Source organism: Mycetohabitans endofungorum (assembly GCF_002927045.1).
In the GTDB taxonomy this organism is placed as follows: Bacteria; Pseudomonadota; Gammaproteobacteria; order Burkholderiales; family Burkholderiaceae; genus Mycetohabitans; species Mycetohabitans endofungorum.
The window spans coordinates 1-24,198 of sequence record NZ_PRDW01000022.1 but is presented as its reverse complement, the minus strand read 5'-3'; the positions used below and the strand labels follow the sequence as shown (position 1 = coordinate 24,198).

The window sequence follows — 24,198 nt, the reverse complement described above, 5'->3', positions numbered from 1 at the left end:
GTGGCGAACATGCGTTTTGTGAAGCCGCTGGACGAGGCGCTCGTGCGGCAGCTCGCCGACACGCATGAGCTACTCGTGACCGTCGAGGAAGGGACATTGATGGGCGGCGCCGGCTCGGCCGTCGCGCAAGCGCTGGCGTGTCACGACAAGCTCGTGCCGCTGGTGCAACTCGGCTTGCCCGATACGTTCATTGACCATGGCGATGCGGTGCAGCAGCTTGCCTCAGTGGGGCTCGACGCGGCCGGCATTGCCGCTTCGATTCGCCGCGGCATCACCGATCGTCTGTCCCGCCCACCAGTTCACGTGACACAGGGCAAGTGAACTGCGTAGTTATTCTTGTCTATCCTATCGGCTCGTTGCCGGTTAACCGGATAAGGCGTTGACATTCGCGGGCGTTGGCCGCGACATCGCTTCCGCGTCGCGGCAACGATGACGTGGCGCTATCCTCCCGGCGTTTCAAATGTCGACGGAGGAATCGGTGTCGATACCATCCATACGTTCGGTCCGCGTCGCGTCGCCCTCGGACGAACGAAGCGCTCCGCTGCAACGCTCGTCGGTCACCGCTTCGGCACAGCACACGCATATCATGCTCGACGGACTGCAACGCCACCGCTCGAGCGCGGCTGACAACGTTGATATCACAGCAACGCGGTGCGGCTCCCTGGCGCGACAGCTGGACGCGCATTTCGATACCGACTGGCATCCGCTCTATCATGCGCCATGGACGGAAGCTGCCATGGGATCGGACAGCGCCTGGTATCCGCTCCCGGTTTGGCAAGCCGAACCGGTGTCGCCGCTATCATCGGTCGGCGCGCAGCGGCGCGATTCGTTGTTGCTGTTGCCGTCCGCGCGATACCTGGCCGCACACGGCATGCCGCTCAGTGAACTCGGGCTCGAACTGAATGCGCTGAGCCATGACGACGAGCCGCGGCTGTCAGAGGCGCTGACTCATGACGACGAGTCACAGATGCCAGACGTGCGCGCCGATGGCGGCGAGCCACGCCCGTCGGACAAGCTGACCCATGATGACTTGCGTGCATTGGTGCGTTCGCTGACGCAGCACGTCGAGCGCCGCCGGCTGCGTGCGATGCTGCGCGCCGCCCAGCGGGCGGAACACGCGATAGCGCCGTGGGCCGATTCGAACGACGGGTTGACGTATCGCAGCATGCTACGCGAAGTCATCCGGCAGTCCATGTACCCGCGCTCCACCCGCGCACTGCGCGAGGCCGTGTGCCGGTATGCACCCGGATTCGGCGAGCCGGCATTGGCGGGCCCAGTGTCCGACAGCACGCTGAAGGCCATGTTGGAGGCTGCCGCCGTCGATGGCCGGCTGCCGATGAATCTGGCGGAATTGGTGTTGCTGCCGGACGGGATGACCCAGCCGCTGCGCCGACGGGCCAAGGAAGCTGGCGGGGTGATCGCGCCAGTGCCGCGACAGGGCGACGAGGCGCAGGCCGATGACGCGGAATCTGATGACGCGCAGCAAGCGATGTCTGCGTTGGAGGCGCTACAGGCGAACGGCACGGTTTCGGAAGACCAGTATATTGCCGCGGCCAATCGGTTGGCGTCACTGCTCGGCTACCGCGTGGGAAACTATCCGCGTGCAGCTTAGCAAAGGATGGCGTGAAATAAAGGATGACTTAGCATTGCATGGGGCGTCAGCCACCGACATGATGCTAGCTGGAGCGTTGCGTTCCACCGTGTATTCGGATCTGCGGTATGCTGCGTCGTAGAGACTTTCTGCACTACGATATATCTGCGTTATGCTGGTCGCGTTGTTATTTAAGGAGTGACCCGTGCCATCTCCCGCACAAGCCAGCCAGCCTGCCGGGTACTATCCTGATTCCCCGACCCTGCCGCCGGAGCGAGAACCAGACTTAGACTTGCCGTCGTCTGTCGTGCCCCGTGCCAGCACGGCCACGCGGATTCCTGCGCCGCTTGAAGGGCTCAGAACATCTTTGTCATCCGAACCGATGTCGGTCGCCGGTATGGTTCAGCGTTTCGGATTGACCACCCGCAGCGCGGCGACGACGGCCCGGCAAGGCAGATCCGGTGTGCCGCCGACCGACCTGAGGCCGCTGCCGCCATTGCTGCCCGAACTCGAAGAGGCATGGCCCAGCTTCAGCGACGATGATTGGGCTGACATTCTGGCGTATACCGATGCCGTGCCCGCTCCTCCAGAACCGGTCACGCGCGCACCGGCGCGATGGAGCCAGTGCAACATCATCGGCCACGCGGCGCCCGCCGCCTGAGAGCCGACGTGACCCCACGCTAGCGTGATTTTGCGTTATCGGCACGCTGCTTATCGTGGGCACGCCGCGAGTCAGCACTGCGCGCGGCTTGCTCGCGCGGCTTGCCCATCAGCACCGGCTGGAAGAACACCGCACCGATCAGGGTGCACACGAGCGACAGTGTGAGCAATTCGCCCATGCTCGAGGTGCCCGGATGATGCGACAACCACAGGCTGCCGAACGCGGTCGCGGTGGTTCCGGCCGACAAAATCACCGCCTGAGTCAATCCGGACTGCAGCAGTTTCGTCGCGCCGGCGCGCCAAGCCATCACGTAGTAGATCTTGAACGCGACGCCCACGCCCAGCAGCAGCGGCAGCGCGATGATGTTCGCGAAGTTCAGCGGCAGATTCAGCAATACCGACAACTCGAGTGTCACGACCGCCGAGACCAGTAGCGGCACTAGCGTGCGCAGCACGTCGCCGAAGCTACGCAGCGCAATCCACAGGAGCACCGTAATCGACACCAGTGCCAGCACGCCGGCCTGCACGAACGCGCGCACGATCGTGTCCGCCGAATGCAGGATCGAGATTGGCCCGCCGATGGCTTGCGGTTCGGCGGCCAGCACGGCCGCACTGAATGCGCGCAGTTTCGTATCGTCGTCGGGATTCATGCTGGTGGCCAGCTTGGGCGAGATCTGCACGAGGGCACGTCCGTCGGCGGTGACCCATTGCGAACGCAACTCGGCCGGCAATGTCTGCAGCGTGATCGAAGTGGGCTTGAGCAAGTTTGCCAGTGACGCGAGCGACAACTGCAGCGGCTCGGCGATCGCGCGTTCAGCACGATCGCGTGTGGCCGCGTCCGCTGCCGCCAACTTGCGCAGTGACGCCGCCAAATGTTCGGCTTCCTTTGCCCCGGGCCCCGGATGATCGAGTGCCGCATTCTCCAGCATTGCTGCTGCGTTGCGCAACGCTGACACGCGTGCGCCGTCGGGTGCGGGGTCCGATGGCGTTTGTTCCAGCACGGGCAACAATTGCCGTGCCGCCTGTGCGATCGTGGCCAGCTTCTGCGGCTGGTCGTCGGGCACGAAACTGGTGGCGGTCACCACACGGCCCACTTCCGGTAGCGCGCGCAGCTTGTTGGCGGCCTGCTGTGCGTCATCCAGCGACGCAGCCAGCAATTGGACATCGTTGACGCCGGTGTCGGACGCGCTGGCCAGCGAGGCGAGCGTGCGCATCGATTCGCTGTGTGGATCTTTTAAATGCAACGGATTGAAGTCAAAGCGCAGTTGCGTGAGCAGCGGCAAGCCTGCCACGACCAGCGCGAGCGTGACAAGCAATAGCGGGTTGCGATGGCGCTCGGTGAATTCGTCCAGCGGGGCGAACGACTTGAATCCGGGCGCTGCGCCGCGCCCGGTGGGCCGCAGTACCGAGATCAGCGCCGGCAGTAAGGTCACGCAGGACGGCAACGCGACGAACAAAATCCCCACGCCGGCAATCTGCCCCAGCTCCGATATGCCGCGGTATGCGGTTGGCAGAAACGAGAAAAAACTCGCCGCAGTGGCCGCAGCCGCGAGCGACAGCGGCATCGCGATCGAGCGCGCGGTGCCCTCCAGCGCGCGCTCCAGGTTGCCGCACAGGTGGAACTGCTCGCGATAGCGTACGGCGAACTGAATGCCAAAGTCCACGCCGATTCCGACGAACAGCACAGCGAACGCGACCGAGATCATGTTCAGCGCGCCGACCATCATCAATCCAAGCGCGGCGGTGATCGCAAGTCCGACCAGCAGCGTCAGGAACACGGCGAACACCATCCGGCGCGAGCGGACCGCGAACCACAGAATAACCAGTACGGTGAGCAATGTCCCGATGGCATTGGGCACCGCGCCTTCGCGGACCGATCCGAACTCTTCGTCGGCCAGCGGCCGTGGACCGGTCAATTGCACGCTCGCGCCATAACGCTGCGCCAGCTGCAACTCGGCCGCCGCCTGCTTGATCCGCGCCGCCGCCGCGGCTCCCGCCTCCAGCGACCGATAGTCGAGCAGCGGCTGCACTTGCACGAACGCGCGCGGGGGCAGGTCTGACGCGACCAGTGCGCTCCACGACAGCCCAGCTGGCTGTCCGGCGAGCACCGCGTCGACCGTGTCGGCGCTGCGGCCCAACAGCTTGGCCATGCCGGGCAGCGTGACCTGGCCAGTCTGCAGCGGCGTGAGCAGCGTGACCGACAGCAGGCTGGATAAGCCGCGTAGCGACGGGTCGTGTGCGAGCCGATTCAGCAGGGGCCGCGCATCGACCAGTTTGCCGGTCAACTCGGTCAATTCGTTCTGCGACATGAACAGCAGCCCATGACGCTCGAAGAACGCGCCGCCGTCCGGGCGTGTCACGGACGAGAAGTAAGCGGTTTCCGATTTGAGCCGCACGGCTAGCTCGGCCGCCGCGCGTTGCGCGAACTCGGCCGCCGGCGCCTGGACGACCGCCAGCGTGACGTCGGCCCGCTGCGGGAACGCGTCGTCGATCGCCTTGCCGCGCTGCGCCCACGGTGTGTTTTGGTCGATCAACCCGGCGACGTCGGTATCGATTGCAAAATGTTTCGCGATGTACACAATGCTGGCTGCGCACAGCAAGATTGACACCGCGATGACAAAGTACGCATGCCGCGTCGAAAAACGCACGATGCGGGCGAGGAGCGAAGTCAGCATGGGGATGGCCTGAAATTCGAGATTCGGCGCTGAGTATACAGGGTGTGGTGCGAGCGCTTTACAGGGTGCGGCGCGAGCGCTTTGACAAAACGCCGCCAGCAGTCGTGATGCGCGAATCATGCCTGCACGCCGGTTCGCCACCGCGCGGCAAGCCGAGTTGCGTTAAGCTACGGCCGCGGAACGCCGGTTATTACGGCAAAGGTGGATTCAAGGCAGTCGATATGAATTTCGTGGGAAAATTGCGATGAACAAATGGCTGACTTTCCTGGTGGCGCTGTGTGTATTCGGTATGGCGGGTACGGCGCTCGCCCAGACGCCGAAAAGCGGTGCCGCGAGTCCGAACGATGCGGTGCGCAGCGCTGTGGAAAACGTGGTCAAGGCGACGCGTGCCGATGCCGCCGCGCGCAGTGGCGATGTCAACGCGACATCCAAGATCGTCGAACGTGAGTTCTTACCGTACACCGACTTTGCCAGGACGACGCGTATTGCCGTTGGCGCAGCGGCCTGGAACCAGGCGACGCCGGAGCAGCGCAAGCAACTGGTCGAGCAGTTCCAGATGCTGCTTGTGCATACGTATGCGTTGCAGTTAACGCAGATCCGCGACCAGAATGTGCGGTTCCGCTTCGAGCCGGCGACGCTCAGCGCCAAAGGAACGGACGCGGTGGTCAAGACGCGTGTGCAAGGCAGCGGCGATGACATGGCGGTCGGCTATCGGCTCGGTAAGGGACAAGACGGCTGGAGGATTTACGACATCGACATGATGGGCGCGTGGTTGATCCAGATTTATCAGCAGCAGTTCGCGAGCCAGATCGCGCAAGGCGGGGTCGAGGGACTGATTAAGTACCTCAGTGCGCACAATGCGCGTTTCGGTCAATAGCGCTTGTAATTCAAGCCGTTTGTGGCGAATTGTTGCGTTTTTCGCGACAGTCGGCGCCGTTGAACCGGCATGAATCGGCCATGAACGTTAAAATCGCTCACCGCCTATGGAGAACGACATGCAAGTTATTCTTGCTCAACCTCGCGGGTTTTGCGCCGGCGTGGTTCGCGCGATCGAAATCGTCGAGCGCGCGTTGCAGAAATACGGCGCCCCTGTTTATGTGCGTCATGAAATTGTCCACAATCGACATGTGGTGGAGTCGCTGAAAGCTAAGGGCGCGCGTTTCATCGATGAGCTGTCCGAGGCACCACCGGGAGCGGTGACAATCTTCAGCGCGCATGGCGTTGCCAAAGCGGTCGAGGACGAGGCTCACGAGCGGGGCCTGCGGGTGCTCAATGCGACCTGTCCGCTGGTGACCAAGGTCCATCTGCAGGGCAAGAACTATCTGAAGAACGGCCGCCAGGTGATCTTGATTGGCCACGCCGGCCACCCGGAGATCCTTGGCACGATGGGGCAGATCGATGGGCCGGTGTCGCTGGTGCAGACTGAGGCGGACGTTGAGCGGCTCGACATCCCGGTGGATACGCCGGTCTCCTACGTGACTCAGACGACGCTGTCAGTCGATGAGACGCGCGGCATCATTGCGGCGCTGAAGCGGCGTTTTACTGATATTGTCGGTCCGGATACGAAAGATATCTGCTATGCAACGCAGAACCGGCAGACTGCGGTGCGCGAATTGTGCAAGCGCGCGGATGTGCTGCTGGTGGTCGGCGCAACCAACAGCTCGAACTCGAACCGGCTGCGCGAGATCGGCGCTGAATCGGGCGTGCCGAGCTACTTGCTCGCCGACGGCAGCGAACTCAATCCACAGTGGGTCCGCGGGGCGAACACCATTGGGATAACTGCGGGCGCGTCGGCGCCGGAATCGATGGTTGGCGACGTGATCGACGCACTGCGTCGGCTCGGCCCGGTTGACGTATTGGTCATGGACGGCATTGAAGAAAACATCCAGTTCAGGCTGCCGGCTGAACTGACCGCGTGAAGCAAAGGAGTCGAAGTTGGCCATCCCATTTCTGCAATCCGCGTACGTCGGCGCTTACCTGGTCAAGCAGCGACTGAAGCGCAACAAGCATTATCCGCTCGTGCTGATGCTCGAGCCGCTGTTCCGCTGCAACCTGGCGTGCTCGGGTTGCGGCAAGATCGACTATCCAGATCCCATCCTGAACCAGCGTGTCTCGTTGGCCGAGGCGCTCGAGGCGGTTGACGAATGTGGGGCGCCGGTGGTCTCGATCGCCGGCGGTGAGCCGTTGCTGCACAAGGAAATGCCTGAGATCGTCAAAGGCATCATCGCGCGCCGCAAATTCGTCTACTTGTGCACAAACGCGTTGCTGCTCGAAAAGAAGATCGACGATTACCAGCCGAGCCCATTTTTCGTCTGGTCGATCCACCTGGACGGCGACCGCGAGATGCATGACAAGTCGGTCTGCCAAGAGGGCGTGTACGACCGTTGCGTGTCGGCGATTAAGCTGGCCAAGTCGCGTGGCTTTCGTGTCAACATCAATTGCACGTTATTCAACGATGCGCAGCCGGAGCAGGTCGCGACATTCTTCGATGAGGTCAAGCGGCTCGGCGTTGACGGGATCACCGTGTCTCCCGGCTATGCCTATGAGCGTGCGCCGGACCAGCAGCATTTCCTGAATCGCGAAAAGACCAAGAACCTGTTTCGCGACATCCTGCGGCGCGGCAAGGGCGGCAAGGCGTGGTCATTCAGCCAGTCCAGCCTGTTCCTCGATTTCCTCGCCGGCAACCGCACGTACCATTGCACGCCGTGGGGCAATCCGACCCGCACCGTATTCGGCTGGCAGCGGCCGTGCTACCTGCTCGGCGAAGGCTACACGAAGACCTATCGCGAGTTGATGGAGACGACCGACTGGAACCGGTACGGCACGGGCAACTATGAGAAGTGTGCGGATTGCATGGTTCACAGTGGCTATGAGGCGACCGCGGTGAACGACACGATCACCCATCCGTTGCGTGCGCTCGGCGTGTCGCTGCGCGGCGTGAAAACCGAGGGTCCATTCGCGCCGGACGTCTCGCTCGATCGCCAGCGTCCGGCCGAGTACGTGTTCTCGCGGCACGTCGAGATCAAGCTGGCCGAATTGCGTCAGTCCAAAGCGTAATGTCGATCCGCGTGCTGGTGACCGGCGCGTCCGGTTTTGTCGGCTCGGCGCTGGCCCGGGCTGCACTCGCGCGCGGCTATCGTGTACGCGCGCTGGTCCGGGCGAGCAGTCCGCGCGGCAACTTGCGCGGCCTGAATATCGAGCTGGTCGAAGGCGACATGCGCGATGCAGCATCGGTTGAGCGTGCGCTCGATCAGGTCGATGTGTTGTTCCATGTGGCGGCAGACTACCGGCTGTGGGCGCGCGACAGCAATGAAATCATGCGTGCCAACGCCGACGGAACCCGCTGCGTGATGCAAGCAGCGCTGCGTCAGCGTGTTGAACGAGTCGTCTATACGAGCAGCGTCGCGACACTGCGCGTGAACGGCGCCACCGGTCCAGTTGACGAGACCGCGCCGGCCGATGAGGCGAGCACGATCGGCGTCTATAAGCGCAGCAAGGTGGCCGCCGAGCGTATCGTTGAACAAATGGTCGCGCAGCAAGGGCTGCCGGCGGTGATTGTGAACCCGTCGACACCGATCGGGCCGCGTGACATCAAGCCTACGCCGACCGGACGTATCATCGTCGAGGCGGCGACCGGCAAAATTCCGGCCTTTGTCGATACCGGCTTGAATCTCGTGCATGTGGACGATGTCGCACAGGGCCATCTGCTTGCAATGGACCACGGGCGGATCGGCGAGCGCTATATCCTCGGCGGCGACGACGTGCTGCTGCGCGAGATGCTGGCAGCGATCGCGCGGATGGTCGGCCGCAAGCCGCCGTCGATTGAGCTGCCGCGCTGGCCGTTGTATCCGCTTGCGCTGGCGGCGCAAGGCGTCGCGCAATTGACGGGCCGTGAGCCGTTTGTCACCGTCGATGCGTTGCGGATGTCGCGCTACCACATGTTTTTTAGTTCTGCGAAGGCGCAGCGCGAGCTGGGCTATCGCGCGCGCGCCTATACCGACGGTTTGCGCGATGCGCTCGATTGGTTCCGCGCCAACGGCTACTTGAGGTGAAGCTTGCTGACAGCCATTGCCGTCCTATCGCTGGTGATCTGGATCATGTTGCTCGTGGCGCGCGGCGGATTCTGGCAGGCGCACGAACGGGATGATCACGATCCGCTCGGCACCGGCGCTCCTGATGCGTGGCCGGCGGTCGTCGCGGTGATTCCGGCGCGCAACGAGGCCGCCTCGATCGCGCAGACGGTGAGCAGCCTGTTGCGTCAAGACTATCCGGGGTCGGTGCGGGTCGTGGTCGTTGACGACCACAGCGAGGACGGCACCGCTGCCCTCGCGTGCGACGCGGCGCGCGCCATGGGCGCCGCCGGGCGGCTTACGGTGCTGCGCGGTGAGCCCCTGCCAGTCGGCTGGACCGGCAAGCTTTGGGCAGTCCGGCAAGGCATTGATGCCGCGCACGCCACCGACCCGCCGCCTGCGTGGCTGCTGTTGACGGACGCCGACATCGAGCATGCTCCAGATAATCTGCGGCAACTGGTCACGCGCGCGATCTTGGACCGTCGCGTCATGGTTTCGTTGATGGCCAAGCTACGCTGCGACGCGTGGTTCGAGCGCGCGCTGATCCCGGCCTTCGTGCTGTTCTTCCAGATGTTGTACCCGTTTTCATGGGTCAATCGGCGTGACCATCCGATGGCGGCCGCAGCGGGCGGCTGTATGCTGGTGCAGGTGGAAGCATTGCGTGCGGCCGGCGGCATCGAGGCGATCCGCGATGAGATCATCGATGACTGTGCGCTGGGTGCCCGGATGAAGACACAAGGCGCGATTTGGCTGGGTTTGACCAATCGGGTGCGCAGCGTGCGGCCATATGACAGTCTGGGCGAGATTCACCGCATGGTCGCGCGTACCGCGTATGCGCAGCTGCACTATTCGCCGTGGTTGCTGTGCGGCACGATCGTGTCACTGCTGGTCACCTTCGTCGCGCCGCCACTTGTGGTCCTGTTCGGCAGCGGGCTTGCTCGCGTGGCGGGCGCGCTGGCCTGGGCGGCGATGACCTTCGCATACCTGCCCATGTTGCGCTTCTACGGTCTCTCGCGCGGGTGGGGGCCATGCCTGCCGGTCGTCGCCGTGTTATATACCGCGTTTACGTTGGACTCCGCGCTGCAGCACTGGCGTGGTCGTGGCGGCATGTGGAAGGGCCGCGCGCAGGCGCGGCGTTGAACTACTCATAACCTCTTGACGCTTCGCAGCTAGCCGCCTGCTGATGCAACCGCAGCGCGACCGGACGCGTGGGACGGAAAACCGAATGCCGCGCCGATCCTGCGCCGTGCCGCGATCAGCGCACGACGCGCATTGCGCGCATCGCGCGCCACCGCCAACAGTGCAGGCAATTGACCCGGGTGGGCGAGCAGTGAGCGCAGGACGGCGCCCAGGTCCGTTGACCCGTCGTCGTTGAGCGCTGCGACCGCTGCCGGCGGCAGAGAACGCTCGGCTGGATCGACGATTGCGCGCACGCACACGAAAGGCAGGCCGCGCTCATAGGCGATGCGCGCGACGATGTGCGACTCCATGTCGGCGGCCCACGCGCCACACGCGTGCTGCAGCCGCTGCTTGTCCGCCGCCTGGCTGACTGGCGTCTCGAGGCCTGCAAGATCTGCGTGGACCGCGCCGTTGAGCCGCTCGAGCAACGCGTGGGACCATCGTTCGTCGCTCGCGTAGCGCTGCGCGCTGACTCGCGTCGCATCGTCCCGCGGTGCTGCGCTCGCTTGGCGCAGGCCGCGCGGGTCGGCGGCCAGCACCGAACGGGCCACCAGCAACGCGCCGGGGCGCAACGAGTCCACCAGTCCGCCTGCGGTGCCGAAGCTTACCAGCGCTGAGCAGGACCGGCTCTGCGCGACAATCGCGCCGAGCGTGGTCGCTAGTCCGGCATTTTGCTGACAGATCACGCGTACGTCCGGACCCGCGGCGATCCGGGCCTCGAAGGCGAGGCCGGTGACCACCACCACCGGTGCGTCATGTATCACATCCCGCAGGCTACGGTACATGCGTTGCGTACGGTGAGATTGCGGTAACGTGCGAGCGCCCACAGCGGGAAGAACTTGCGGTAGCCGTGATAGCGCAGGTAGAACACGCGTGGGAATCCGGTCGCGGTGAACAGCGCCTCATCCCATAGTCCTTCGTCGTTCTGCGTGTTCAGCAAGTACGCGATGCCGCGCGCGACGGCTTCGTCGTGTTCGCAGCCAGCCGCCATCAGTCCCAGCAGCGCCCATGCGGTCTGTGACGCGGTGCTCGGCGCCTGTTCGTAGCCACGGTAGTTGAGCTTGTAGCTGTCGCCGTCCTCGCCCCACCCACCGTCCGAATTCTGGATCGAGCGCAACCAGTGCGCCGCACGCTGCATCGGCGACGTGTCCGGCGCGACGCCGGCGGCGCGCAGGCCGCACAACGCGGACCAGGTGCCGTAGATGTAATTCATGCCCCATCGGCCATACCAACTGCCGTCATCCTCTTGGTTGGCGAGGAGGTAGTGCTTCGCGCGCGAAGCCGACGCCTGCCGCTGCGGCGTGCTGGGCAGTTGCGCAAGCATCGATAGACACCGTGCCGACACGTCCACGGTTGGCGGGTCCAGCAGCGCGCCATGATCGGAGAACGGGATGTTGTTCAGGTAGAGATGCGTGTTTTCCGGCTCAAACGCGCCCCAGCCGCCGTTGTGGCTTTGCATGCCGACCACCCACTCGCAGGCCCGGTCGATCGCATTGCGGTAGTGATTATGCACCTGCAGCTTCTCAACGCGGTCCATCGCCATTGCGACCACCGCCGTGTCGTCCACGTCCGGGTAATGTGAGTTCGCGAATTGGAACGCCCAGCCGCCAGGCCGCACGTTTGCGCGACGTGAGATCCAATCGCCTCGTGTGTCCAGGATCTGCAGCGGCAGCAGCCAGTCGAGACCCTTCGCCGCGTGCTCGATCGCGCGCGGTTCACCGGTCTCCAGCAGCGCGTGCGCAGTCAGCGCGGTGTCCCAGACGGGCGACAGGCAAGGTTGACAATAGGCTTCGTGGTCATGGATCACCAACAACTTGTCGATCGACTTGCGCGCGATCGCGCGATGCGGATGGTCCGGCGGATAGCCGAGCACGTCGTACATGAGTACCGAGTTGACCATGGCCGGGAAGATCGCACCGAGGCCGTCCTCGCCGTTTAGGCGCTCGTCGACAAAGTGCACCGCGGCGTCAATGGCCTTTTGGCGCGACTGTTTTGGGAAATACGGATCGAGCTTGCGCAGCAGCGCGTCGATGGTTGAGAAGAACGAAAACCATCCTTGGCTCTGATGCGGGGCCTTCGATATCGGCCCGACGTTGCGTGGCGAACCGACGAAAATCTCATCGATGCCGATGCCGCGAGGATTACGCGCGCGCGGCCGCTTGGCCTGTAGCACGAGCAGCGGCACGATTACGGTACGCGCCCAGTACGATACTTTCGACAGGTGAAACGGAAACCATCTCGGCAGCAGCATGATCTCCACGGGCATCATCGGCACCGCCCGCCAGTCGAGTATGCCGTACAGCGCGAGCAGGATCCGCGTGAACACGTTGCTCTTGGCTGCGCCGCCACGCGCCAAGATCGCATCGCGCGCGCGCTTCATATGCGGTGCGTCAAGCGGCTCACCGATCATCTTCAGCGCGAAATATGCTTTGACGCTGGCGCTCATGTCGAAGGCGCCGTCGTGAAACAGCGGCCAGCCGCCATGCTCACCCTGGATGCGTCTCAGGTAGGCGCCGATCTTCGCCTCGAGCGCGGGGTCCGGCGTCTCCCCCAGATAATGGACCATTAACACATATTCGGCCGGGATCGTCGCGTCGGCTTCCAACTCGAATAGCCAATGGCCATCGTCATGTTGAGCGTCCAACAGCGCGTTGGTCGCCGAGCGGATCGCCTGCTCTAGACGCTCGGCCGGCGGCGGCGCGCTGGCGTGCGCGTCATCGACGTCGGGATGCAACGGTTCATGCAACATGTTCATTCTTATTCCTCGCAACAATTCCGCGGTACGGCGTACAGCCGGCTCGCCGCCGGCCGCATGATCAGAACAGCCAGTGTCTGGCAATGGCCAGCATGAGGCGCGCACGCGACACGCACACACGCTCACGCGGCGCGGCGAAGCCGCGCCGGACCAACTGCGCGAATAACGCGTGATAGGCTTGCGCCATGATGCGCGGCGCAATGACCACGCGCCGCGGATGCCGCGCCATGATCGTGGTGGCTTGCGCAAAGTGCTCGCGCGCGTCGGCAACCAGTGGCGCGCATGCGCGGTCGAGCGACGCGGCGCGGACCGCGTTAGGCGTGGGGTGCACGATGCCGGCCGCCGCGAGCGTGTCGCGCGGCAGGTAGACGCGGCCGAGATCGGCATCCTCATCGATGTCCCGCAGGATATTGGTCAACTGCAGCGCCCGTCCAAGATGGTGCGCGAGCTGCCGACCGTCGTCGTCTGGCATCCCGAAAACCTTCACCGACAAGCGGCCAACCGCACTGGCGACGCGGTCGCAATACAAGTCCAGCGTATCGCGATCCGGCGCGATGATGGTGTCAACCACGTCCATCTCCATGCCGTCGATCACCGCGATGAAATCGTCCTGCCGCAGCGAGAACTGCTGTGCAACGCGCGCGAGCGTGGCCAGCTGTGGGCTCGTCTTGCCGGCGTACAAGGCGGCGATCGCGGTACGCCATTGCTCGAGCGCGGCCAGCCGGCTCGCGCGCGACGCGCCACTGTCCGCGATATCGTCGACCTGGCGGCAGAACGAATAGATCTCGTACATGCCTTCGCGCTGCGCGCGCGGCAGGATGCGCATCGCGGCATAGAACGAACTGCCCGACGCGACCTGCTGGCTGGTCATGGCGTGATGTGCTTCGATGGGTTCGGCGATGCCCACTGGCTCCTCGGTGTGCAATAAAACGTGAGGATTGGCTGCGCGCAGTCACCATGGCGCGCCCAGGCGTCACTATGGCGACTGCGCGCGCCAGACTATCCGCAAAGGTAGCATAGTTTGTTGCCACCCGCCCCGTTCGCGCCGGATTTTACCCGGTTCGGCACGGATCGTGCGCCGTTCTGCCCGGTTTATTGCGGAACCGGCGCATCCATCGCCATCGTCACGCTTTACCGCAGGAATGACCGAAAAAACGCCGGATCGACCACGTTGACGGCGCCTGCGGACGCTCCAGCGCGCGCATGCGTATAATCGTGGTCGTTGCCGCAGCAATGTCTCCCCTATGCTTGCCTACTTCTATCTCGCGATTGCGATCGTCGCCGAAGTGATCGGCACGTCGGCGCTCAAGGCGTCCGATGGTTTCACGCGGCTGCTGCCGTCGGTGATCACCGCGCTCGGCTACGCGGTCGCGTTCTACTGCCTGTCGCTGACGTTGCGTTCGGTGCCGGTTGGCATTGCCTATGCAATCTGGTCGGGAGTCGGCATTGTATTGATTTCGCTGGTTGCTTTCTTCGTCTACGATCAGCGACTCGATTGGCCTGCGGTGACCGGCATGGGGCTTATCGTCGCCGGTGTCGTGTTAATGAACGGCTTTTCGAAGGCCGCTGTTCACTAGGAATGTTGACCGAGTCGGGACGTGCCGGCGGGCCGCCAATCCACGCCACGCATGCGAACTCCCGGGAGCTGATCCCGTGGCGCTCCATCAGTTTACGCACCCGCAATGCCACCGACAATAAATCAAATTCGGAATCCGGCATGGGAATTGAGTTGCTCAGCGCGAGTTAAGCCGGTGCAGTAAATGATTCTGCAAAAAATTAGCACCGGCGGGCAGAATTTGCCACTCGCCAGTGCTTTATATGCGATAATTGCGGCCCTGTGCGGGGCTCGCCCCGCATCAGTCTCAGGTTCTGGTTAAGCCCTCGGAATAAGACCAGAGCCCTTCAGCCGGCTTCGTGCCGGCTTTTTTTCGGGCTCGACGCTTCTGGTCTGCTCAAATCGCCTATAACGTCTCGGAACCGCAGTGTCGATTGCGAAGAAGTTTCCTTTTTAAGGAAGTTACGACTTTTGACGAGCTGAATTATGCCGTAAAAAGAAAGTTTTAGGGACAGCCTTATGCGAAAACCCTTCCATTCCGTATTTATCCGCCGGTGTTGTTTCACATTTGCGACAGTGATCGGCATAGCCGGATGCTCGAGTGTGACAGACAACGGACACGGCGGGTCGCCGCTTACGCAGGTCAAGCCGCTGATCTACGTGTCTTCGCTGCGCTCTACGCGCGATATCAGCGCTTGCTTGCGCGAACGCCTGCCGAACGTGTGCGCGTCACGCAGCGGCGAGACGACGGAGTTGAACGTTGGGCGGGGTAGCTGGGTGATCCTGCTGACACCGTCGGCGACTGGCGGCACGATTGTCAGCGTTGCGCAGCCAGCCAGAGGTGCGAAGCCGGAGGAGTCCGAAATGCGTTTCCATGTGGCCCGCTGCCTGACGTAGCCTGCCGTGCATGTCATCCCGCCCAGTACGGTCACGGTGTCACGGCATGGCAAAGGCACGATGAATTCACCGTGTTGTCTCCGGGGGGCAGAGCAACTTTCGACGAACCCGTTTTGCCACGCACTGCCGGGCGCGATGGAGGTCGGGCCGATTGCAGCATCTTGCAGCCAGCTGCATGGCGCTCGCCACATTCGCCGCACGCGCGATTCGCCCAGCGCTAGGCAGGCCAACATCTGCCGGTAGCCCAACGCGGCACTTCCTGAGTGGCCGCAATCAGTCGCTCACCCACGCTCCGATCCTTTTGTGGTTGCTTAAGCGTATAGGTTGCCACCCGACGACTCAGCCCCAGATAGCAACATGCCTTGCGTTGCGATAGCCCCAGCCGAGGCAGCACTTCCAGCGCTTCGCGCCGGCCCGTCGGGGCGTTCATTTTTCTTCAAAAGTGTGAGTTGCCAACAGCCGATATAACAATTTCCGCATATTGGCATTGTACTATCCGCCAAGAACATGGCGTTCATAGTCCATCGCTGTGCTCAGCTTCCCGTTTTCAGCTAGCCTGCTGCGCGGCCTCACTTCGTATTGCGCCGTTTTTTATCGACTGCCGAGCTTACAGATGGACTTTGACCTGAATGCCGCTTTGAACGACTGCCAAGCCTACATGTGTGCGTTGGAGTCGTGTCCGCAGCCTGCTGCGTCGGCGCCCCCGCCGACATTGAAATCAGCAAGCGGTGGTCTGGCGAGCCTGCCGGCCAGTCGGCCCACGACATATCATGACCTGCCGCGCGAACTGATTCAGCAGATCGGTGACTACGTGCCCGTTCAAGACGTAGGAAATTTTTCAGCAGTCGATCGTCGCACGTACCATGCGATGCAAAGTCGGCATTCAGTCTACCGCTACTGGCAACGAGCCAACCAAGCCGTGAGCCTCGCGTCAGTCAACCAGCTGCTCAATGAGATGGGTAGCACGCTCGCCGATCCGGCGCAGCACATCGAGCCGCTTGACGCGCTGCGTCAGCGTCTGCAAGCGTTGCCAGAAGCCGAGCAAGGTGAGGCCTTCAAGCGCATGTACGCGGCGGCGCAGCGCATTCCGAAGGATGGCGTGCAGATACAAAAAGCGCTGTTGTTGCACTCATTGCGCGACTTTCAGTGGACCCAGCGGGTTGAATTATTCGATTTCGCTTACGCGATGGCGCAGCAGCGTGCGCCCGAGCAGGACAATGTCTGGACGGAACTCGCTGACAGTTTGAACTTTTTTTTGCTTCGCTCACCGGAGGTTGTTCAGCGTTATCAGGCGCTCGTGGCTCGGCTTGCGTCCTTGAGGATGTCTGAGCAAGCGGAGCTGATCCCGGCATTGTGTCGGCGAATGATCCACGTTGGTGGAAGCGGCAACGATCGCCTCCTTGGGCTGTATGCGGTGTTACGCGAACACGCGTTGCAACTGCCGCCCTCTCATCAAGGCGCATCAGTTGGCATGTTAGCCAGTGCCATATGGGTTTTTCCAAGAGCGGAGCGACTCGCACAGTACACTCAGCTGCGTGATTGGGCGCTGTCGCTGCCTGACGAGCAGTTGGGCGTCGCACTACGCTATCTTCTAAATGGGTTGACTACTTTACCGAGCGAGCACCACGCACACGAACTCCAGTTACTGGAGCCGGCGCTGCTGCGCGTGCGGCCAGCGCAGCGTGCGCAGGCCGCACTCGGCCTACTAACGTATACCTACGCACTGGACGATGCACTGGCAAAGTGGGTCTGGCAGCAGGGATTGAATTTATTGAATGGCGCGGGTGAGGCTGCCTTATTGGATGGGCTTAACAAACTTCGGCGCGAGCGTTGGCTACCTAATTTAAGCGATCATCAATGGGATATAGCGATGGGTGAGATCACCCGTTTTATAGAAGCCAACTCGTTCTCCGAGCCGACCCGGGTGCGAATCCAGAACAGTATGCCTTGGCTCAGAAGTCGGCTACATTAACCTGCGGCTGAACCAGCATGCTTTGTTTATCCGGAGAATCCTTCTCGAGTCGGACAAGGTGATGCCAGTTCACCGTCTATCTTCAAGTGGTGAAGGACGTATCCGGAATTCTGTGTGTGAGGGGGGGTGAAATTCACAGTCCGATGTTGAAGCGCTCGGGGTAAAGCAGCGCGAACTGCGTCATTGCGCTTTTCCAATCATGTCGGGAACCGGTCCATTTGGCAACGACGTTGCGCAGCGCCAGTCAGACCAGGCTTTCCTCACGCAAGCGCCCGTTGAACGACTCATTCTTCGTGTTATCGGTTGGTGCCAGTACGAGAGAAGTCGATTCTTGACGCCCCTTTCATACGCCCACTTGTCGAGCACCTCGTCGAGTGTGGTGGGCAGCAAGGCGTCAACCCGTCGCAGGCTCTCCTCAGGCTATGCGTCCATCCAGGGGTTAAGGAGATTGACGCCGGTCGCGGCAAAATCCGCCACGTTACGGGTGACAACCGTCATCCCGTGTACCAACGCTGTGGCCGCAATCAATGCGTCTCGCTCTGATTGCCGGTTGAGTACATGCAATCGGGCGCAGCGTTGCGCCACACGAATATCAATCGGTAAAACGCGGTCTGCAAACTCGGGCAGTACGTGATGCTCTATCCATGCTCGTAGTATCCTGCCCTGATCGGCATCGCGCCGCTCGATTTGCAAGACACCCGTTTCCAATTCCATGATGGTGATAGCGGACACAAAAAGCCAAGCCGCATCTACGCTGGCAGTCCATGCTGTGACATTGGCATTAGCCTTGCCGGCCCGAACCTTGCGCAACTCGGACACAACATTGGTATCGAGTACGTACATCAAGTCAGATCAGCCGGCCGCGTTTGAACATTAGCACGTGGCGGATTGAACTCGATGTCTTCCACGCCGGGCATGGCAAGGGTGTCCGCAATATTGCGGCGCTGTTGCGTGAGTTTTTGGTAGGCCTCAAAGCTTAAGAGTACGTGGGCAGGCTTGCCGCGATCGGTAATGAACACAGGCCCGTTGTTGGCTGCCTTCTTGGCCCTGGTCACGTCGTGATTCAGCTCCCGGCTCGATAGGGTGGTGATCGTCATGGTATTTCTCCAAGCCGTTCGTCTAATGTAGATAAGTTACTACATATAGAATTAGCATGCAAGCCTGTTCCGGCGCGCTGACTCCGGCGCGCGATCGCGGATGCGCCTCCGACCGGGCGAGGCACGGCAGACGATCGAATAGGTCGCGCTTCGTCACGCAGTTCAGCCTCAATTTCTGCTAGCGGCAGCAGTTCAGTCGCCAGTGGCTGCGCAGCTTCACGGAGAGTGGCTGCCATGGGCGCTTCGAGTTACACGTTCGCATGTGCGACGCCGGCCGAGGTGAAGCCAGCCGGTACTGCTCCATGCTGATCCTGCATGGTAGGAGCCGTCGTCACTTCCAATACTCGTCCACACACCGGATTGGCAAGGCGATGGATAGCCTGGAATCTACTGCCGCGCCAGCTGTATGCGTGGGCTGGTTGGTTTGTTCTATACCACAAATTGCATTGCAATTTGCACTTACATAAGGAATATGCAATGAATGAGTCTACTTTAACCACCAAAGGGCAAACGACGATGCCTGCGCAGATCAGGGCCGCACTTCATGCTGAACCTGGGACACGGCTTGAGTGGCATCTCGCGCCAGACGGCAGTGTGATTGTTCGGGCCAAGACGAAGTCCATCCTCGAACTGGCTGGTTCTTTGCGAATCCCGGTACCTCCCGTTCCGGTTGAAGATATGAAAGCGTGGCGCCGCTAATGGCCGCGTTGGATACTAATGCCCTGGTCTGGTATCCCGTGAAAGACGACTTGGAACAGTTCAACTGTGCATACCAACTCATCACACAGCAAGTTCAGGCAAGGCAGTGTCTTTTCGTGCCGATTACCGTAGTGCTTGAACTAGAATGGGTGCTTAGGGCCACGTACAAATTGGCGAAACAGGTCATTACGGACACCTACGCAGCGCTGCTGTCGCCAACCGGATTGTAGTTCGAGTCTGAGTCGGCGCTCGAGCTTGCTCTTTTTTTACTATAAGATGTACACGGCAGACTTTGCCGACTGTTTGCATGTCGCCTTAGCCGCAGAAGCGGGTCACGCACCACTGCATACATTTGAAAAATTTGAAAAACGTGCGGCATGCGTTCCTGAGACCCAATTGATTGAATAATAGGCAAGCCAAGTGGGTCCTCGTGTTGATGCCGCCCTTCTACCGCATCGCTGAGCGCCTGCCGCAGTTTGCTTGTGCTCTTGCCAGTACAGGCAGTCCTCCCACCCGTTCGAGCTCCACGCAACTTTGCAGTTACTTACTGCTGTGGCTTTGTTTTTCACTTTTTTCTGCTGTGTCATTTTTTAGCAAGCCCTTTACAAAGGTCTTACTGGCCTTAAACTCAGCAATAGATTGGCGCAGTCGATCAGCATTCGTTGGGTTCCCCAGAAGATGCAGCGTTTCTTGCATACTGTTGTAATCATCTAGTGAAATCATGCAGCGGGCTCACTCCGACGCGGCCGGCGTGCCGAGAATCTTCTCCGACAAAGTGAAATCGTAGCTAGAATGGACGTGCACGCGCTTGCGATCAGGATGCGCGTAGCCATATGCTTTGCGCAGCGCCAGCGCGGCCTCGTGGAAGCCGGACAGAATCAGCTTCTGCTTGTTCGGATAGATCGCGATGTCACCGACCGCGAACAGGCCCGGGCGCGAGCTTTCGTAGTTGGACGTATCCACCGCGATGCGTCCCGCGCGAATCTCCATGCCCCACTGCGCGATGGGTCCCAAATCGGCGACCAGCCCGTATAGCGCGACGATATGTTCCGCGGGCACGCTCGTTTGCGCGCCGACCTGCGCGATATCCACCGCCTGCAACGCGCCGTGCTCGGTGCGCAATGCCGCGATCGTGCCTGTTACGATATTAAGTTCGCCAGCGTCAGCGGCGCGGCGCAACTGTTCGACGGTCGAGTCCGCTGCACGGAACGCGTTGCGCCGGTGTACGAGCGTCACATGATGGGCGACGTGGCGCAGCGCGAGCGCCCAATCGAGTGCCGAGTCGCCGCCGCCCGCTACGACTACGCGCCGGCCCGCGAAGTCATCGAGGTTGCGCACCGCGTAGTGCAGATGGCGTCCCTCCAGCGAGGCCGCATCGGGCAGCGCTAGCCGTTGCGGCACGAACGCGCCATTGCCTGCGCTGATCAGGATCGCCGCGGCATCGAACTCCAGTTGCTGCTCCGTGCGAGCGCGCCAGCGGCCGTCTTCGCGTTGCTCCACATGGACCACGCGCTGACCCAGACGGATCGGCACGTTGAACGGGCGACACTGCTCGGCGAGCCGCTCGACCAGTTCGCGTGCGGTGCAGACTGGAACTGCCGGAATATCGAAAATGGGCTTGTCCGGATACAGTTCGGTGCATTGGCCGCCGATCTGCGCAAGCGTGTCGACGACCTCACACGTTAGTCCGATCACGCCGGCCTCGAAGGCGGCGAACAACCCGACCGGCCCGGCGCCGATGATCAGTACGTCGGTGCGGATTGGCTCGTGGACGGATTCAGTGGTATCAGGCATTTCGCGGTACGCTGCGAGCGCGCGCAACGTTCATCGGTGTAGTGAGTATGAGCACACCATACCGGAGCGCGGCGCGGGCGGCAACGATAACACCACACCGCGAGGGGCTGACCGGCGCTGCCGCATGCGCTAATACTATCGCACGCCTTATCGGCTAGCTGGCGGGTTTGCGCGCGGTGGCGGCTAGTGCGTCGACCAACTCTATCGGGACGGGAAACACGATCGTCGAGGCCTTGTCACCGGCGACGCTGGTCAGCGTCTGCAGGTAGCGCAATTGCATCGCCTGCGGCTGCCGGGCGAGCATCTGCGCCGCCTGCAACAGCTTTTCCGATGCTTGCAACTCGCCTTCTGCGTGAATGACCTTGGCGCGGCGCTCCCGCTCGGCCTCGGCTTGCCGCGCGATGGCGCGCACCATCGACTCGTTCAGGTCAACGTGCTTGATCTCGACGTTCGATACCTTGATACCCCATGTGTCCGTCTGCGCATCGAGCGCCTTCTGGATATCATCGTTGAGCTTCTCGCGCTCGGCCAGTAGCTCGTCAAGTTCGTGCTTGCCGAGCACCGAGCGCAGCGTGGTCTGCGCCAGCTGGCTGGTGGCCTCCAGGTAGCGCGCGACCTGAATCACCGCTTTTTCCGGATCGACGACACGGAAGTACACGACCGCGTTGACTTTGACCGATACGTTATCGTGCGTGATTAGGTCCTGCGACGGCACGTCTAGCACGACGGTGCGCAGATCGATCTTCACGAGCTGCTGAACGCCGGGGATGATCAGCACGAGGCCGGGCCCCTTGACCCGCCAGAAGCGGCCCAGCATGAACACCACGCCACGTTCATATTCGCGGAATATCCGGATCGAAGCGACGGCAAGAGTCGCCACCAGTAGCACGATGAAGCCGGCGAAGCCGAAAGTCAAACCCATTACGAATGCTCTCCTGGTTCAGGCGGCATCGCCGCCGGTACGACGCTTAGCGTCAGGCCATGTCGCCCTGTCACGCGCACGTGCGCGCCACCGGGCAGGGCACGATCGCTTCGCACGCGCCACTGCTCGCCATGAATCTGGGCCCAGCCGATCGACTCGCCCAGTTTCGACGCGCCGTCGCCGGCGGGGCGCGGCGTTAGCTCGCCGAGCATGATGCCGGTGCTGCCGACCAGCGTCTCGGCGCCCGCGGCGATCGGACGCCGGCGCGCGCGCAGCGCAATGCTGGAGATTCCGATGAAGAATGTCGCGCTGAATAACGCGAGCGCAATGATCAACGGCGGCGGGATGCCGAAGCCAGGGACCTCGGTGTCGATCAGCATCAATGCGCCGATGCCGAACGCGACGACCCCGCCAAAGCCGAGCGAGCCGAATGTCGGCACGAATACTTCGGCGATCAGGAATGCGATGCCCAGCAGTATCAGAATCAGTCCGGCGTAATTGACGGGCAGCATGTGCAGCGCAAACAAGCCCACCAGCAAGCTAATCGCGCCCGCTACCCCTGGCAGCACGAAACCCGGATTGGCGAATTCGAAGAACAACCCGTACATGCCAATCATCATCAGGATCAGCGCGACGTTCGGGTTGGTGATCACGGCCAGTAGACGGGTGCGCCAGTCCGGATTGATCCGCACGATAGGGGCATGGGCGGTCTGCAGCGTACGCACGCCGTGCGCGGTATCGATCCGTTTGGCGTCGAGTTGCACGAGCAACGCGTCCAGGTCGCTGGCCACCACGTCGATCACGTGATGCGACAGCGCGTCGCTCGCTGACAGGCTGACCGCATCGCGTACCGCACGCTCGGCCCACTCGCCGTTTCGGCCATGCAGCTGAGCCAAACTGCGGATGTAGGCGGCCGCGTCTTGGATCTGCTTGCGTGTCGCGGTCGTGCGCGGGTCGCTCGGCACGTCGCTGGATCGCGTGGGCGACGATGTCGGCGCGGCTGCGGCTGTCGCGGCGCCGCTGGCCGCCCCGGCGGCCCGGCTCTTGGTCGTATCCGTCGTGGTGTCGCCGTCCGTACCCGGCGGTGGTGACTCGCCGCCGATGCCGAGTTGAATCGGCGTGGCGGCACCGAGGTTGGTGCCGGGCGCCATTGCGGCGATGTGGCTGGCGTACAGGATATAGGTTCCCGCGCTGGCGGCCCGTGCGCCAGCCGGCGCGACGAATGTCGCCACCGGGACCGGCGAGGCGAGCATTGCCTTGATAATCTGGCGCATCGACGGATCCAGCCCACCGGGCGTGTCCAGCTCGATTACGACCAACTGCGCATGCATGCTGGCTGCTCGCGCCAGGCTGCGCTCGATGAAATCGGCGCTCGCGGGACCGATCGCACCGCTGACGGGGATCAGCACGACTGGCGCGGGCGCTGGCACGGCACCGGCAGAAAGTGCGGCGAGAAACCACCCGAAACACAACTTGCGGAGCGTGCGCAGCAGCATGACGGAATTCCGAAAATCCCTTTCATTAAGCGTAGGTGGGTTGGCACCGTTTTTCAGCGCCACGATGACCTATTGCGTCAATCTTGGCGGTTGGGCAAAGCTCGGGGCGCCGTATCGACGGCCGGCTGCTAGTTGGCATCGGCACGTGCAACGCCGGTGCGCGCCGATGCACCGCGGAGCGATCCAGCACGTAGTTTGGCCGGCCCTTACGGCTCGAATTCCGTTCGAGACATTTTGATTTCCCCCCAAAGCGGCGTTGTCCCTGAAGAGCTTGTTGACTGTAATCCTCAACAGTACCGCCAAGTTATCTCTGATATGAACCGCATTCTCTATGAGGTTTGGGACACCATTATTTACCTCCACATCATTTGCGACATTCGCCGCGACATGAGAACACTTCTTTCCCGCCGGCTGCTACGCGTGACCAAATAATGGCGTCGTTAAGGATCAGACGGCAATGCCAAAACCGGCGCCAGAGCAAACGCGCCCCCGCGTACCGGCTGCGCCATAGTGCGAGCTTCCCTCACCCGAGCACTGCTTGAGCTGCCGTACCTGGTCCTTCTACCACTCTGCATACAGCTTCTTGCAGCAATAGAAAGTTTGCTTCGATATGCTCATGTGGTGGATCAGTTCAGTAGCCGGCCTCGGCCTCAGCCTACTTCCACTGACCTGCCCCTTCGGTAAGGCCAGGCGTTGCAGGCGGTGCTCAGCCATGGCCCAATGCTTAGTAAGCGCGGCTTTAGAGTCGCTAACGCAACCTGGACGTCAGGCCGTAAGGCGCGTATCCTGAGGTCATGGCAAGACGCAAAATCAGCAATGAATTGTGGGCGGTGCTA

General features: G+C 62.1%; 23 protein-coding genes and 2 pseudogenes. 13 read left to right on the top strand and 12 right to left on the bottom strand.

All coding sequences use genetic code 11. The annotated features are described in order from the left end of the window. From B0O95_RS14375 to B0O95_RS14365, 3 genes are all read left to right on the top strand, one after another. Window positions 1-321, top strand: a 321-nt coding sequence (locus B0O95_RS14375) for a transketolase C-terminal domain-containing protein (protein WP_332908571.1), incomplete at its 5' end; no start/stop codon positions are given. A 415-nt stretch (window positions 322-736) separates the two neighbouring features. Then, window positions 737-1,612, top strand: coding sequence for a hypothetical protein (locus B0O95_RS14370; RefSeq protein WP_233203414.1), 876 nt, complete (start codon window positions 737-739; stop codon window positions 1,610-1,612). A gap of 184 nt (window positions 1,613-1,796) precedes the next feature. Continuing rightward, entirely contained in the window at window positions 1,797-2,252 is a 456-nt protein-coding gene (locus B0O95_RS14365) for a hypothetical protein (protein WP_104078478.1), read from the top strand. 19 nt (window positions 2,253-2,271) lie between these two features. On the opposite strand, the gene hpnN is transcribed toward B0O95_RS14365, so the two are convergent. Then, window positions 2,272-4,926 (bottom strand): hopanoid transporter HpnN, encoded by a 2,655-nt coding sequence (gene hpnN / locus B0O95_RS14360; protein ID WP_104078477.1) that lies wholly within the window; start codon window positions 4,924-4,926, stop codon window positions 2,272-2,274. A 244-nt stretch (window positions 4,927-5,170) separates the two neighbouring features. Here hpnN and B0O95_RS14350 point away from each other — a divergent pair, with 244 nt between their 5' ends. The 5 genes from B0O95_RS14350 to B0O95_RS14330 all read left to right on the top strand — a co-directional run bounded on the left by B0O95_RS14350 (window position 5,171) and on the right by B0O95_RS14330 (window position 10,136). Then, the gene (locus B0O95_RS14350) at window positions 5,171-5,803 is read left to right on the top strand and encodes an MlaC/ttg2D family ABC transporter substrate-binding protein (protein ID WP_104078475.1); all 633 of its coding nucleotides are present in this window, start codon (window positions 5,171-5,173) and stop codon (window positions 5,801-5,803) included. Window positions 5,804-5,921: 118 nt separating this feature from the next. Beyond that, window positions 5,922-6,845, top strand: a complete 924-nt coding sequence (gene ispH, locus B0O95_RS14345) for a 4-hydroxy-3-methylbut-2-enyl diphosphate reductase (protein WP_104078484.1) — start codon at window positions 5,922-5,924, stop codon at window positions 6,843-6,845. Window positions 6,846-6,861: 16 nt separating this feature from the next. Beyond that, window positions 6,862-7,983, top strand: a complete 1,122-nt coding sequence (gene hpnH / locus B0O95_RS14340; RefSeq protein WP_104078474.1) for an adenosyl-hopene transferase HpnH — start codon at window positions 6,862-6,864, stop codon at window positions 7,981-7,983. After that, entirely contained in the window at window positions 7,983-8,978 is a 996-nt protein-coding gene (gene hpnA, locus B0O95_RS14335) for a hopanoid-associated sugar epimerase (protein ID WP_104078473.1), read from the top strand. Before hpnH ends, hpnA begins: the two co-directional genes overlap by 1 nt. A 3-nt stretch (window positions 8,979-8,981) precedes the next feature. Beyond that, window positions 8,982-10,136 carry a glycosyltransferase gene (locus B0O95_RS14330; RefSeq protein WP_104078472.1) on the top strand — a complete coding sequence of 385 codons (1,155 nt, stop codon included), beginning with the start codon at window positions 8,982-8,984 and terminating at the stop codon, window positions 10,134-10,136. A 29-nt stretch (window positions 10,137-10,165) separates the two neighbouring features. Here the strand turns inward: B0O95_RS14330 and B0O95_RS14325 are convergent, their stop codons facing one another. The 3 genes from B0O95_RS14325 to hpnD all read right to left on the bottom strand — a co-directional run bounded on the left by B0O95_RS14325 (window position 10,166) and on the right by hpnD (window position 13,837). Then, on the bottom strand, window positions 10,166-10,960 hold the full coding sequence (locus B0O95_RS14325) for a phosphorylase family protein (RefSeq protein WP_233203413.1): 795 nt from the start codon (window positions 10,958-10,960) through the stop codon (window positions 10,166-10,168). Beyond that, complete coding sequence (gene shc, locus B0O95_RS14320; RefSeq protein ID WP_370641761.1) at window positions 10,936-12,930, bottom strand: squalene--hopene cyclase; 1,995 nt, start codon at window positions 12,928-12,930, stop codon at window positions 10,936-10,938. The genes B0O95_RS14325 and shc overlap by 25 nt, the downstream gene beginning before the upstream one ends. Before the next feature lie 61 nt (window positions 12,931-12,991). Then, entirely contained in the window at window positions 12,992-13,837 is an 846-nt protein-coding gene (gene hpnD, locus B0O95_RS14315; protein WP_233203412.1) for a presqualene diphosphate synthase HpnD, read from the bottom strand. 337 nt (window positions 13,838-14,174) lie between these two features. Here hpnD and B0O95_RS14305 point away from each other — a divergent pair, with 337 nt between their 5' ends. Continuing rightward, window positions 14,175-14,507: a DMT family transporter gene (locus B0O95_RS14305; protein WP_104078470.1), complete on the top strand. Its 333-nt coding sequence runs from the start codon at window positions 14,175-14,177 to the stop codon at window positions 14,505-14,507. A 581-nt stretch (window positions 14,508-15,088) separates the two neighbouring features. After that, the gene (locus B0O95_RS14300) at window positions 15,089-15,382 is read left to right on the top strand and encodes a hypothetical protein (protein WP_233203411.1); all 294 of its coding nucleotides are present in this window, start codon (window positions 15,089-15,091) and stop codon (window positions 15,380-15,382) included. A 179-nt stretch (window positions 15,383-15,561) separates the two neighbouring features. Here B0O95_RS14300 and B0O95_RS14295 read toward each other — a convergent pair. Beyond that, window positions 15,562-15,818 (bottom strand): annotated as a pseudogene (locus tag B0O95_RS14295) (IS3-like element ISBcen23 family transposase); the annotation flags it as partial. 177 nt (window positions 15,819-15,995) lie between these two features. Between B0O95_RS14295 and B0O95_RS16200 the strand changes: the two are divergent. Beyond that, the gene (locus B0O95_RS16200; RefSeq protein ID WP_199180532.1) at window positions 15,996-17,354 is read left to right on the top strand and encodes a hypothetical protein; all 1,359 of its coding nucleotides are present in this window, start codon (window positions 15,996-15,998) and stop codon (window positions 17,352-17,354) included. A gap of 250 nt (window positions 17,355-17,604) precedes the next feature. On the opposite strand, the pseudogene B0O95_RS17315 reads toward B0O95_RS16200, so the two are convergent. From B0O95_RS17315 to B0O95_RS14270, 3 genes and pseudogenes are all read right to left on the bottom strand, one after another. Beyond that, window positions 17,605-17,729 (bottom strand): annotated as a pseudogene (locus tag B0O95_RS17315) (integrase core domain-containing protein); the annotation flags it as partial. Window positions 17,730-17,774: 45 nt separating this feature from the next. Next, on the bottom strand, window positions 17,775-18,200 hold the full coding sequence (locus tag B0O95_RS14275) for a type II toxin-antitoxin system VapC family toxin (protein ID WP_199180531.1): 426 nt from the start codon (window positions 18,198-18,200) through the stop codon (window positions 17,775-17,777). Further along, window positions 18,197-18,451 (bottom strand): type II toxin-antitoxin system prevent-host-death family antitoxin, encoded by a 255-nt coding sequence (locus B0O95_RS14270; RefSeq protein WP_013428844.1) that lies wholly within the window; start codon window positions 18,449-18,451, stop codon window positions 18,197-18,199. Before B0O95_RS14270 ends, B0O95_RS14275 begins: the two co-directional genes overlap by 4 nt. A 477-nt stretch (window positions 18,452-18,928) precedes the next feature. On the opposite strand from B0O95_RS14270, the gene B0O95_RS14265 reads away from it, so the two are divergent. Next, window positions 18,929-19,150: an AbrB/MazE/SpoVT family DNA-binding domain-containing protein gene (locus tag B0O95_RS14265; protein WP_104078467.1), complete on the top strand. Its 222-nt coding sequence runs from the start codon at window positions 18,929-18,931 to the stop codon at window positions 19,148-19,150. A 540-nt stretch (window positions 19,151-19,690) separates the two neighbouring features. Here the strand turns inward: B0O95_RS14265 and B0O95_RS14250 are convergent. The 4 genes from B0O95_RS14250 to B0O95_RS14235 form a co-directional block, all read right to left on the bottom strand. Continuing rightward, window positions 19,691-19,873, bottom strand: a complete 183-nt coding sequence (locus tag B0O95_RS14250; RefSeq protein ID WP_104078465.1) for a type II toxin-antitoxin system Phd/YefM family antitoxin — start codon at window positions 19,871-19,873, stop codon at window positions 19,691-19,693. A gap of 9 nt (window positions 19,874-19,882) precedes the next feature. Continuing rightward, window positions 19,883-20,944 (bottom strand): NAD(P)/FAD-dependent oxidoreductase, encoded by a 1,062-nt coding sequence (locus B0O95_RS14245; RefSeq protein WP_104078479.1) that lies wholly within the window; start codon window positions 20,942-20,944, stop codon window positions 19,883-19,885. Window positions 20,945-21,098: 154 nt separating this feature from the next. After that, a complete protein-coding gene (locus tag B0O95_RS14240) occupies window positions 21,099-21,866 on the bottom strand; it encodes a slipin family protein (RefSeq protein WP_104078464.1) in 768 nt (255 codons plus the stop codon). Beyond that, window positions 21,866-23,362, bottom strand: coding sequence for an NfeD family protein (locus B0O95_RS14235; RefSeq protein ID WP_104078463.1), 1,497 nt, complete (start codon window positions 23,360-23,362; stop codon window positions 21,866-21,868). Before B0O95_RS14235 ends, B0O95_RS14240 begins: the two co-directional genes overlap by 1 nt. A 132-nt stretch (window positions 23,363-23,494) precedes the next feature. Between B0O95_RS14235 and B0O95_RS16765 the strand changes: the two genes are divergently transcribed. Beyond that, a complete protein-coding gene (locus B0O95_RS16765) occupies window positions 23,495-23,794 on the top strand; it encodes a hypothetical protein (RefSeq protein ID WP_233203407.1) in 300 nt (99 codons plus the stop codon). The last annotated feature ends 404 nt before the right edge of the window (window positions 23,795-24,198 follow it).